At 66.0% G+C, this 12,051-nt stretch carries 11 protein-coding genes; 5 read left to right on the top strand and 6 right to left on the bottom strand.

All coding sequences use genetic code 11. The annotated features are described in order from the left end of the window. Nucleotides 1–57: 57 nt before the first annotated feature. The 6 genes from HT136_RS05665 to HT136_RS05640 form a co-directional block, all read right to left on the bottom strand. Entirely contained in the window at nucleotides 58–1,107 is a 1,050-nt protein-coding gene (locus HT136_RS05665) for a sulfotransferase (protein ID WP_214198604.1), read from the bottom strand. A gap of 7 nt (nucleotides 1,108–1,114) precedes the next feature. After that, nucleotides 1,115–1,498, bottom strand: coding sequence for a hypothetical protein (locus HT136_RS05660; RefSeq protein ID WP_214198603.1), 384 nt, complete (start codon nucleotides 1,496–1,498; stop codon nucleotides 1,115–1,117). Next, complete coding sequence (locus HT136_RS05655) at nucleotides 1,495–1,719, bottom strand: hypothetical protein (protein ID WP_214198602.1); 225 nt, start codon at nucleotides 1,717–1,719, stop codon at nucleotides 1,495–1,497. Before HT136_RS05655 ends, HT136_RS05660 begins: the two co-directional genes overlap by 4 nt. Continuing rightward, nucleotides 1,704–3,062 (bottom strand): arylsulfotransferase family protein, encoded by a 1,359-nt coding sequence (locus tag HT136_RS05650; RefSeq protein ID WP_214198601.1) that lies wholly within the window; start codon nucleotides 3,060–3,062, stop codon nucleotides 1,704–1,706. The genes HT136_RS05655 and HT136_RS05650 overlap by 16 nt, the downstream gene beginning before the upstream one ends. Before the next feature lie 489 nt (nucleotides 3,063–3,551). After that, entirely contained in the window at nucleotides 3,552–5,177 is a 1,626-nt protein-coding gene (locus HT136_RS05645; RefSeq protein ID WP_214198600.1) for an NAD+ synthase, read from the bottom strand. 217 nt (nucleotides 5,178–5,394) lie between these two features. After that, nucleotides 5,395–5,565, bottom strand: coding sequence for a hypothetical protein (locus HT136_RS05640; RefSeq protein WP_214198599.1), 171 nt, complete (start codon nucleotides 5,563–5,565; stop codon nucleotides 5,395–5,397). A gap of 168 nt (nucleotides 5,566–5,733) precedes the next feature. On the opposite strand from HT136_RS05640, the gene HT136_RS05635 reads away from it, so the two are divergent. From HT136_RS05635 to metH, 5 genes are all read left to right on the top strand, one after another. Beyond that, nucleotides 5,734–6,720 carry an ArsR/SmtB family transcription factor gene (locus HT136_RS05635; protein WP_214198598.1) on the top strand — a complete coding sequence of 329 codons (987 nt, stop codon included), beginning with the start codon at nucleotides 5,734–5,736 and terminating at the stop codon, nucleotides 6,718–6,720. 61 nt (nucleotides 6,721–6,781) lie between these two features. Next, nucleotides 6,782–7,723 (top strand): methylenetetrahydrofolate reductase [NAD(P)H], encoded by a 942-nt coding sequence (metF, locus tag HT136_RS05630; protein WP_214198597.1) that lies wholly within the window; start codon nucleotides 6,782–6,784, stop codon nucleotides 7,721–7,723. Further along, nucleotides 7,723–8,769 carry a homocysteine S-methyltransferase family protein gene (locus tag HT136_RS05625; protein ID WP_214198596.1) on the top strand — a complete coding sequence of 349 codons (1,047 nt, stop codon included), beginning with the start codon at nucleotides 7,723–7,725 and terminating at the stop codon, nucleotides 8,767–8,769. Before metF ends, HT136_RS05625 begins: the two co-directional genes overlap by 1 nt. Nucleotides 8,770–8,778: 9 nt before the next feature. After that, a complete protein-coding gene (locus tag HT136_RS05620; RefSeq protein ID WP_214198595.1) occupies nucleotides 8,779–9,321 on the top strand; it encodes a GNAT family N-acetyltransferase in 543 nt (180 codons plus the stop codon). Between the two features lie 15 nt (nucleotides 9,322–9,336). Then, nucleotides 9,337–11,991, top strand: coding sequence for a methionine synthase (gene metH / locus HT136_RS05615; protein WP_214198594.1), 2,655 nt, complete (start codon nucleotides 9,337–9,339; stop codon nucleotides 11,989–11,991). Nucleotides 11,992–12,051 lie beyond the last annotated feature (60 nt).

The following is a 12,051-nucleotide window of genomic DNA, read 5'->3' as shown; positions in this document are numbered from 1 at the left end:
GAAGGTCAAAGGGGACGTGTCGACCATGCGATCGGCACGCCCCCCCTCGCTGGGACCTCAGCGTTCGGTTCGCGCGCGCAGCGCGGCGTAGATTTCCTCGGCGCGTGCCAGCAAGGCGGGATCGACGTCGAGCTCGGTGCGGCCCGGGGCCAGCACGAAAGGGGGCCGCTCGCCGCCCTCGGGCAGCTCCAGCTTCGCCACCAGCGCGTCCCACACGCCCGGTTCGCGGCACAGGTCCTCGTGGCAGACGAAGACGAGCCCCTCGCCTTCGAGGCCGACCAGTGCATCGTAGACGTCGATCCACAGCGCAAGCCAGTAATTGGGGTCATCCGCGCTCCACCGCGTGCAGCTCTGCGGACCGAAGCGGAACGGGCGATGCCCGAGGCCGAATTCGTGGTGGACCAGCCAGTCCATGTAGCGGCGCACGAAGGGCGTCTGCGTCTGCACCACGCTGAAGTGGCGATGCTGGCGCAGCAACGAGGCTGCCTGCGCCAGCGGATGGCGGAAGGGCAGTACGAAGCGCGCTCGGGGGAAGGCGCCCAGCAGTGCAGGCAGGCGCAGGATGTTGTTGTTGTTCTTGGAAAGATAGCGCCGCTGTCCCGACTGCCCCGAGGCCAGGACCGCACCGACGTAGTTCTGGAAGCGTCCCAGCGCACGCGCCGAGGGCGTATAGGGAACGAGTGCCTCGCGCCGGATGTAATCCTCACCGGTGTGGATACGCCAGAACACCTGCTCAAGCGCCTCGGGACTGTCGACGCTGGCGGCGATGCGATCACCATGCGCTCTTTCGCGCGCCACGCCTTCGAGCTGCCAACGCCCCGAGATCCGCTTCCACAAGTTGGGCGCAAGCGGAAAGGGCATGTCGCGATACGTGAGCGATCGGAACTGCCCGGTCTCATGGATCGCGGTGAGCAGGATCGTCGTGCCCGCACGGGCAAGCCCGGTCACGAAGACGTGGCGTCCCCGTTCGACCACGTGCCGGTCGCGCGCGCCTTCGGAGGCTTTCTGGTCGAGATCGAAGGAGAGCTCGGTCAACGCCGGGATCCCCAGCGCGAGGCGGTGCAGGGCGCGGTCGGCCCATCCATAATCGCTTGCGGCCTGGCTCATGCGGCGTTCATCCCGTAACTCGTTTGACGGCCTGCCGGACGAGCAGGTACCCCACCGAGACCCCGCACGACAACGCGATGCCAAGAGCGCTTGTCAGCAAAGTCGAGAAGCCGGGGCTGATCAGGTCCGCCCCAGCGCAGATCGCCGTGATTGCCGCGAGCACGATCAGGAACCAGCCGGCGAGCACCGCCGTCCCGGCGCCCATCCGCAGCGCCAGGACCGGCATGACCCGCTCCTTCCAGTGGTCGGAAATTCGGCGCGAAAGCAGCACCCGCGAAGCCGAACGCCCCACCCCCGTGAGCCGCGTGCAGGCCTGGGCGATGGGCAGGCGCAGGAACAGCTCGCAAACGACCGTGCACAAGACGATCATGAGCAGCAGGTTCACGATCATGGCCGGGCATTGTCGTCATCGCGCGCGAGCGAGGCACGGATTTTGCGGTGCGCGCGCTTGATCGGATACCAGACCAGCGATACGAGGCTCAGGAACACGGTCGCGATGATGCCAAGCACGACCCCGATCACGCCGAGCCCCGAGCCGGGACCGACATAGGCCATCGCCGGCGACGCCACCAGGCTGGCGAGGATGCAGAAGCAGATCAGGAAACGGGGCATTGCAGGTTCCTTTCGACAGGGGCTGAATCGCTGGGGAAGAAATCGGCTTCGGAAAGCACGAAGTTGCGCCCGGGATTGCGCGGATCGCGCACCAGAAGCTCCCAGACCATGCGCCCCGTGGCATCGACCTCGAAGGCCCGACCCTGCTGCGAACTCGTCACCAGAAAGCCGCCCCCGGGCAGGCCCTGCTGCTTGCCGCGGATCCGGCTGTAAAAGTCATAACCACGCCCATCGAGCGCGACGCTCGGCGCTTTCGTCCCGGAGGGATCGAAGCGCATGATCCGGCTGTAGTCGCGCCCGTTCTGGTTATCGAACACGGTGATCGAGCCGTCCGGGTTCCAGTCCGCATCGTGCTGGCGCAAGGTCAGGTCGTTGGTGAACCACTTGATCTCGAGCGAGCGGGGATCGAGCACCAGGACGAGGTTGAGCGAGCGCATCGAGATCAGCAGGTCCCCCGCGGCGAATTCGGGAAAGGCCCCGGCGAAGGCGGCGGGCAAGGGCTCGGCATCGTTGATATGCGCCGAATCATCGTAGTAGCGACCTGCATCGCCGCGCGGATTGTCCCCCAGCGCGTTGTCGTCCATGCGGCGCATGGCGAAGATGCTGACCTGCGGATTGGCCTCGGCGATGTCCTGCCAGGCGATCTCGCGAACCGTCTTGCCGCTCGCGAGGTCCACCTTGAGCAGGTCGTCGCGCGCGCCCATCCCCCAGCCGAACCGCTGCGCGTCGTCGGGGGTGAAGGCGTGGGTGAGCCCTTCGTCACCGGCCCATACGCGTTTGCCGCAAGGATCCACCCGCAAGGGCGTGTAGTCGGTATCGAAGGCCATGAGCATCGAACCGTCGCGCAGCAACGCGAAGCCGTGCGGATAAGGCGCCTGTCCGACCGAAAAATGGTGCCTCTCGAGCATCGCGCCATCGATCACGACGACTTTCTCGATCGCCATCTGCGGCGAGAGCACAAGCACCCCGTACTGCGGCTTGGCGTCGATCGTGAAGATACCATAGAGCATGCGCCATCCCTTGCGCGGCGCCGCTCCCGCCATCCCGGTCCGCAGCACCACGCCCTCGACCGCATGGTCGGTGTGGTTGGCGAGAGCCACGAAGTGTTCGCCTTTGCTCCCCGGTTCCTGCGAGGGATCGGGGGTCAGGGATTCGGCGTAGGGATCGCGCAGCAGGTTGGAGATCGTCATGACCACGACTTCGGGCACCTTGGCGATGGTGTTGGCCCCGCGTGCGGCGATCGAATCGGGGCTGTGCTGCGCAAGCCGCACCGCCGCACCGAACAAGGCCAGACCACAAACGGCGAAGATCAGCGTTCGCAGGATCTTGAAGAGCTGGACCATGGTCGGCGAACCTCAGCGAACGAGTGGGAGGGGCGGAACAGGGTCCACAAGCCCCCGAAAAAACCAAGTTTCGCGATTGCGTCCGCCACCAAATACCGAAACGACACCAAGGATTGAATGCGAAATTTCTACCTGCACAGCCCATCCTCGGAAATACTTCGGGGAAATAGCGATCTAGGTCAAAATGCAATCTATTTAATTAGATATTCTTTAGGATAATCGAAAAACTATTTATTGCAACCTGACTCTAAATACAAACAAAAGTTCGAATTAAACGGACATGCACCATTTCACCTTGGAATTCGCAAGTCATTCCCGATACGCAAGTACGCATGCAGAACCCTTCGAGATCGCCCCCGAATCTCTGTAAGAGCGCCGTCGATCGGCGTGCCGAGCGTGCAAGCTAGCTGGTTCCCTGCGCAAATCGCGGCGATGCAACCGCCCGATTCGCACCTGCCTGCGCTCGCCCCTGGCCCCGGGGCGAAAGTCTCAGCAACGGAACGCGTGGGTAATCGGATAGCGCCGATCGCGCCCGAAGCTGCGCGGTGACAGCTTGACGCCCGGCGGTGACTGGCGGCGCACCCCTTCGCTGCTGTGGAGCAGCTCCTCGACCCGGCGCAGCGCGGCGCGATCGAAGCCCTCGGCAACGAGTTGATCGATGCTCTTGTCGTAGTCCACCAGCCCAAGAAGCATGGCATCGAGCGCCGGATCGAAGGCCAGCCCCCGGTAGGGCGTGCGGGGGCGCTCGAGAATTCCTTGGGGAATGACCTCGCCTTCGAGGCCCAGACCAATGCGCGGAACATGGCCGTTGCGCCACTGCGCAAGGGCGCCGACCTGCCCCGCGTAGACGTCCTTGAGCGGACCGAACTGGCCAACCAGATCGCCGCTGGCGAGGCTCGCCCCAAGGCTGAGCCCACTCTTGTTGACAGTCAAGAGCAGCAGCGCATGGCAGCTGTGCGCAAAGGCCGACAGGACGAGTGCCTGCATTCGCTGCCGGTGGCGCATCCCGACCTCGTGATCGCCGCCGGCGAAGCAGGCCTCGATCGCCTCCATCGCCCCGGCGATTCGCGAATCGAGCGAGATCTCGCGGCAGACGATGCCTAGCGACCGAACACAGCGCTTGACGTCATCCCGCACCCCGACCTCGAGCAGGGCCGGCTCGATGAGGACCCCCGTCACCCGTTCGGCGCCCAGGGCGTCGACCGCGATTGCCGCGCACAGCGCCGCATCGCTTCCCCCGTCCAGCCCGACCACGGCGCCCTCGAAACCATTACGCTCGGTAAAATCGCGCAAGGCCAGCACCATGGCGCAGTAGAGTCCCTCTGGGGGCTCGCTCGGAGTCGCGATGTCGCCCCGGTCGCAGCGCCAGCCTTGCGCGGTACGGGTCCATTGCGTGCGCACGACCTGCTCCTCCCACTCGCGCGCCTGCACCGCGAGCTGTCCGTCGCCGTTGACCACGAAGCTCGCGCCATCGAAGACCAGCTCGTCCTGCCCGCCCACCCGGTTGAGATAGGCCAGCGGAATGCCGGTATCGCCCGCACGCCGCCGCGCGATACCTTCGATTCGCAAGGCTTCCTTGTTGACCTCGTAGGGGCTGCCGTTGATGCAGATGAACATTTCCGCGCCGAAGTCGGCGAGATGCCGGCAAACCTCGGGCCGCCAGATGTCCTCGCAGATCGGCACGCCGATCATCGTCCCGCGCAGGATCACCGGCTCGGGCAAGGGACCGGGCTGGAACAGGCGCATTTCGTCGAAGGTGCCGTAATTGGGAAGCTCGTGCTTGAAGCGCACCGCCGAGACCCGGCCCTGATCGAGCAGGGCAACCCCATTGTGCAGCGCACCATCACGCACGAAGACCGAGCCCACGAGCATGGCGGGGCCCTCCTCGCCGCTGGCTTCGGCAAGCATTTCGAGCTGGGCGGCGGCCTTCTCGACGAGCGCGGGCTTGAGCGCCAGGTCCTCGGGCGGATAGCCGACGAGGTGAAGCTCAGGAAAGACCACGAGGTCGGCATCGCCGGCCTCGCGACGGGCTGCGAGAATCGCCTCGGCGTTGCCGGAGACGTCGCCCACCGACTGGTTGAGCTGGCCAAGCGCGATCCTGAAAGCGTCGGGCATGGGGCGAAGTCATGCCCCATCCGCGCCTCTCGCGCAAACGCTTCCGCCCGTCAGGGTCGTTAGGATACAGGAAGATAGGCCAGAAACGAAAAACCCTCCCGCAAGGGGAGGGTCTTTGTCCACTTGGCAGTGGTACTTTCCGCGTGCCCTGCCAGAAGCAGGGCGGAAAGCCGCGGAGAGCTGGGCAGCGTTATGCCACGCCAGCTCTCCAAACGGATTACATCGCCTCGGTCGGAGCCTCGGTCGGAACGCCGGTGGCGTCACCGGTCATCATGTCACCGGGAACAGTCTCAACCGACTCGGTGGGTTCCGAGGTCGGAGTCTCGCCGCAAGCAGCGAGAGCCAGAGCGGCAGCCGACGCGAACGCGGCGAAAGCAATCTTCTTCATGCGAATCCCCTTGCATTGTTTGGCCCATAGGCCAACGCTTGCAGGCAAGCCTGCGGAGGCCTCTTTAAACGAGACAATGGTGCAACGCAAATGGGAAGTAGGGGGGGGGCTAATCGGCCTTACTCCTTGGGGTTGCGCGGATATAAAGATATCTTTATATCTCTTCCCATGCAAATCGATCCACTTTTGAGAGCCCTTTCGGAGCCGACGCGCCTTCGCATCATGCGCCTGCTCGCGCACATGGAACTCTCCGTGGGCGAACTCGCGCAAGTGCTGGGGCAAAGCCAGCCGCGCGTCTCGCGCCATGTCCGAATCCTGTGCGACGCCGGCCTTTCCGAGCGCCGCAAGGAAGGAAGCTGGGTGTTCCTGCGCAGCGCCGTGGGCGAATCCAGCGAGCCTGCAATGGGCGCGGCCGCCGCGCGCCTGCTCACGATCGCCGAGCGCGACGACCCCGAATTCGCGCATCGCTGCAAGGACGACCGGCGTCATCTCGCCACCATCCGCGAGGCACGCGAGGCCAATGCCCAGGCCTATTTCGCGCGCCACGCTCCGGAATGGGACACATTGCGCCAGCTTCACGGCGCCGACGAACCGGTCGAGGCGGCGCTCATCAAGGCGCTCGGCTGCGCGCCCGCCAGCCTGGGTGCGCTGCTCGACGTGGGCACCGGCACCGGCCGCATGGCCGAACTGCTCGCAGACAGCGCCGAGCATGTCACCGCGCTCGACCGCAACCCCGAAATGCTCCAGATCGCGCGCGCGCGGCTCCAGTCGCTACCCGCAGGCAAGGTCGACCTCGTGCGCGGGGACTTCACCGAATTGCCGTTCGAGGCGGGCCAGTTCGACACGGTGCTGTTCCACCAGGTCCTGCATTTCGCGCCCTCGCCGGGCACGGTGCTGACCGAAGCGGCGCGCGTGACGCGCGTGGGCGGGCGGATCGCGGTGGTCGACCTCGCCGCGCATGAGCGCGAGGAGCTGCGCGAACGCCACGCCCACGCGCGCCTCGGCTTTTCCGACGAACAGATCGCCAAGCTCATGACCGATGCCGGCTTCGCCCCGGAGAGCCCGATCGAACTGCCCGGCGACACCCTGACCGTGAAGATCTGGACGGCGACCCGCGGTGCGATGGCGCCCGCCCCCGCCAAGGCCACGGCCTGACACCCGCTATAGAGATGACAGCAGACCGCCCCGTCTGCCCGAACCGAAAGACCGCCTACCCATGACTGTGACGACCCGATCCGAAGAAGCCGCCAGGAGCGCCGCCAGCGCCGACACGCCGCTGTTCGGCACGATGGCCGGAGACATCTCGGTCTCCTTCGAATTCTTCCCGCCCAAGAACGAGAAGATGGAAAGCCAGCTGTGGGACGCGATCACCGAGCTCGCCCCGCTCGCCCCTGGCTTCGTCTCGGTCACCTATGGCGCGGGCGGCTCGACGCGCGAACGCACCCACGCCACAGTCGCGCGCATCCGCCGCGAGACCGAACTGGTGCCCGCCGCGCACCTCACCTGCGTTGCGGCCAGCAAGGGCGAGATCGACGAGATCGCCGACCAGTACTGGCAGGCGGGCGTACGCCACATCGTCGCGCTGCGCGGTGATCCCCAGCCGCAGGACAACGGCGTGTTCCGACCGCACCCGCAAGGCTACGAAAGCGCCGCCGCGCTCGTCGAGGGGCTGAGGAAGCGCCACGATTTCGAGATTTCGGTCGCCGCCTACCCCGAAGTCCATCCCGAGGCGTCGAGCGCGCAGAGCGACCTCGACAACCTCAAGCGCAAGATCGATGCGGGCGCCACGCGCGCGATCACGCAGTTCTTCTTCTCGGCCGACGCCTACTTCCGCTTCCTCGACAAGGCTCTGACGGCGGGAATCGACGCGCCGATCGTGCCGGGCATCATGCCTGTGACCAGTTTCGCGGCGATCCGGCGCATGTCGGGCAACACGCTTATCCCCGCCTCGCTCGAATCGCTGTTCACCGACCTTGACGAAAGACCGGGACCTCGCGCACTGGTCGCCGCCGTTGCGGCCGCCGACTTGTGCAAGCGTCTCTATGACGGCGGCGTGCGCGACTTCCATTTCTACACGCTCAACAAGGCCGACCAGACTTATGCGATCTGTCAGTTGCTCGGCCTTCGCGCGCACACGCCTTGTGAGGAGACCGTCTGATGTCGGCCCGTGACGCATTCCTGGAGCAGGCCAAGGCCCGCATCCTCATCACCGACGGCGCCTTCGGCACCGAGATTCAGAACTGGAAGCTTGCCGAGGCGGACTACGCCGGAACGCTGGGCCTGGGCCATGATCAGAAGGGCAACAACGACATCCTCGCGCTGACCAAGCCCGAGGTGCCCGAAGCGATTCACCGCGCCTACTTCGAAGCCGGGGCCGACATCGCCGAGACCAACACTTTCTCGGCCAACCGCATCAGCCAGGCCGACTACGGCGCGGAACACCTCGTGCGCGAGATCAACGTGGCCTCCGCCCAGCTCGCCCGGCGCGTCGCCGACGAGTTCCAGGCCAGGGACGGGCGCCCGCGCTTCGTCGCCGGCGCGATCGGCCCGACGAACAAGACGCTCTCGCTCAGCCCCGACGTCAACGACCCGGGCTACCGCGAGATCGACTGGGACACGCTGGTCGACGTCTACAAGGAGCAGGCCGCGGCCCTCGTCGAAGGCGGCGCCGACTTCATCCTGATCGAGACGGTGTTCGACACCCTGAACGCCAAGGCCGGGATCATGGCGGTCAAGCAGCTTGAGGCAGACCTCGGGCGCGAAGTGCCGATCATGCTCTCGATGACGCTGACCGATCTTTCGGGGCGCAACCTCTCGGGCCACACCGTCGAAGCCTTCTGGCACGCGGTGCGCCACGCCAAGCCGCTCACGATCGGGCTCAACTGCTCGTTCGGCGCGACCCAGCTGCGCCCCCACGTGAAGGTCCTCTCGGAAATTTCCGACAGCCTGATCATGATCTACCCCAACGCCGGGCTCCCCAACGAACTGGGCGCCTACGACGAGATGCCGGACACCACCGCCGGCTTCGTCGAGGAGTGGGCGCGCGCCGGGCAGGTCAACGTGCTGGGCGGCTGCTGCGGTTCGACCCCGGCGCACATCGGCGCCATCGCCCGGGCGGTCGAGGGCCTCGCGCCGCGCCGGGCGCCGGTGCTGGCGCCGATCACGCGCCTCGCCGGGCTCGAACCCTTCACGATGGCGGCCTGATACCCGGCCATGACCAACATGCCGATCTGGCGCATCCGGGCCGCCACCCCCGACGACGCCGAAACCCTTTCGCTCATCGGGGCGGCCTCGTTCCTCGAGAGCTTCGCCGGGATCGTCCACGGCCAGGGCATCGTCGCGCATTGCCGCAAGGCCCACTCGGCCCAGACCTACCGCGACTACCTCGCGGCGGGCGGCCGGGCCTGGCTCGCCGAAGTCGAACCCGGCCACGCGCCGGTAGGATACGCACTTACGTGCGCGCCCGAGCTCGACCAGGCGCGCGAAGGCGATGTCGAACTCAAGCGCATCTACGTGCTCTCGCGCTTCCAGGGCACGGTGATCTCCAGCGCGCTCTTCCGCAACGTGCTCGACAGCGTGCGCGCCGAGGGCCACCGCCGGCTTCTGCTGGGGGTCAAGAACGACAACCACCGCGCGCTCAGCTTCTACGCCAAGAACAATTTCGAGACGATCGGCTCGCGCAGCTTCGACGTCGGCGGCACGATCTACGACGATTTCGTGCTCGCCCGGCCGCTCGAACCCGTGCCGACCGCCTGATTCAACGGGGACACCATGACCGAGACCACCGCCTCCAACCCTGCCGCCCCTGCCCCAGCCGCATCGGGATCGCGCTTCGTCAACATCGGCGAGCGCACCAACGTGACCGGCTCCGCCAAGTTCAAGAAGCTGATCATGGCGGGCGACTACGCCGCCGCGATCGAGGTCGCCCGCCAGCAGGTCGAGAACGGCGCGCAAGTGATCGACATCAACATGGACGAGGGCCTGCTCGACGCCGTCGAGGCGATGACCACCTTCCTCAACCTGATCGCCGCCGAACCCGACATCGCGCGCGTGCCGATCATGATCGACAGTTCGAAGTGGGAGGTCATCGAGGCCGGCCTCAAGTGCGTCTCGGGCAAGCCGATCGTCAACTCGATCTCGATGAAGGAAGGCGAGGAGCCGTTCCTCGAACACGCCCGTAAATGCATGGCCTATGGCGCCGCGGTCGTGGTCATGGCCTTCGACGAGACCGGCCAGGCCGACACCAAGGCCCGCAAGGTCGAGATCTGCAAGCGCGCCTACAAGCTCCTCACCGGCATCGGCTTCCCCCCTGAGGACATCATCTTCGACCCCAACGTCTTCGCCGTCGCGACCGGCATCGAGGACCATGACCGCTACGGGCTCGATTTCATCGAGGCGGTGGCCGAGATCAAAGCCGCCTGCCCGCACGTCCACTTCTCGGGCGGGCTTTCCAACCTCTCGTTCTCGTTCCGCGGCAACGAGACGGTGCGCCGCGCGATGCACTCGGTCTTCCTCTACTACGCGATCCCTGCCGGGCTCGACATGTCGATCGTCAACGCTGGGCAACTTGACGTCTACGACCAGATCGACCCCGTGCTGCGCGAGGCCTGCGAGGACGTGATCCTGATGCGCACGCCCAAGGCGGGCGGCGAGCAGACCGCGACCGAGCGCCTGATCGAGCTCGCCGAAAGCTACAAGGGCCAGGACAAGGCCCAGGAAAAGGCCGCACAGGAATGGCGCGGCTGGGAGCCGGTCAAGCGCATCGAGCACGCGCTGGTCAAGGGCATCGACGCGCACATCGTCGAGGACACCGAAGAGGCGCGCCAGGCGATCTTCGCGGCGGGTGGCCGCCCGATCGAGGTGATCGAGGGCCCGCTGATGGACGGCATGAACGTCGTCGGCGACCTGTTCGGCTCGGGCAAGATGTTCCTGCCCCAGGTCGTGAAGTCGGCGCGCGTCATGAAGAAGGCGGTTGCCCACCTCATTCCCTTCATCGAGGCCGAGAAGGACGCCAAGTCGAAGGCCAAGGGCCGGATCATCATGGCCACCGTCAAGGGCGACGTCCATGACATCGGCAAGAACATCGTGGGCGTCGTGCTCCAGTGCAACGGCTACGAGGTGATCGACCTGGGCGTCATGGTGCCCTGGTCGACGATCCTCGACACCGCGCAGAAGGAACAGGTCGACATCATCGGCCTGTCGGGCCTCATTACTCCCTCGCTCGACGAGATGGTGACCGTCGCCGAGGAAATGCAGCGCGCCGAGATGTCGATCCCGCTGCTGATCGGCGGCGCGACAACCTCGAAGGTCCACACCGCGCTGCGCATCGATCCGGCCTACAAGGGCGCGGTGGTCCACGTGCTCGACGCCAGCCGCGCGGTCGGCGTCGCCTCGCAGCTCCTATCCGACACGCAGGCCGATGGCTTCATCGAATCCGTCGCCATCGACTACGAGAAAGTGCGCGTGGCACGCGAGGGCAAAGGGAAGAAGGACGTCCTGCCCATCGCGCAGGCCCGCGCCAATGCCTACCAGCCCGACTTCGCCGACAAGGCCCCTGCACCCGTGCAACCGGGCCTCCACGTCTTCGAGGACTGGGATCTTGCCGATCTTCGCGAAACCTTCGACTGGACGCCCTTCTTCCGCGCCTGGGAGCTGGCGGGCACTTATCCCGCCATCCTCGAGGACGAAGTCGTGGGCGAAAGCGCGCGCAATCTCTTCGCCGATGCGCAAAAGATGCTCGATACGATCATCGAGGAAAAGTGGCTGACCGCCAAGGGCGTCTGCGCCTTCTGGGAATGCCACCAGGACGGCGACGACATCCTGCTTGCCGACGGCACGCGCCTTCCCATGCTGCGCCAGCAGTTCGAGAAGTCCCGCGGTCGCGCCAACTTCTGCCTTTCCGACTTCGTCGATCCGGCGGGCGACTGGCTGGGCGGCTTTGCCGTGGGCATCCACGGCATCGACGAGCACATCGCGCGCTTCAAGGCCAACCACGACGACTATTCGGACATTCTCCTGAAAGCGCTGGCCGACCGCTTCGCCGAAGCCTTTGCCGAGCGCCTGCACCAGCACGTGCGCACCACGCTGTGGGGCTATGCGCCCAACGAACAGCTCACCAACGAGGCCCTGATCCGCGAACAGTACCGCGGCATCCGCCCGGCTCCCGGCTACCCGGCCTGCCCCGACCATTCGTTGAAGCCGATCCTGTTCGACTTGCTCAAGGCGCAGGACAACGCCGGGATCACGCTCACCGAAAGCCAGGCCATGCTGCCCACTTCGGCGGTCTCGGGCTTTTACTTCGCCCATCCCGAAAGCCAGTACTTCGGCGTGGCGCGGATCGGCCGCGACCAGTTGGAAGACTACGCCGCGCGGCGCGGGGTCGACGTGGCCCTTGCCGAACGCTGGCTGCGCCCCAACCTCGACTGAACGCCTGCGCTGACCAAATGCAAAGACGCCGTCCGCGTGCGGGGGACACGTGGACGGCGC

This window comes from Novosphingobium profundi (assembly GCF_018491765.1).
GTDB classification, from domain to species: domain Bacteria; phylum Pseudomonadota; class Alphaproteobacteria; order Sphingomonadales; family Sphingomonadaceae; genus Novosphingobium; species Novosphingobium profundi.
The sequence above is the reverse complement of the archived record's forward strand: the minus strand, read 5'-3'. Positions and strand labels throughout refer to the sequence as shown.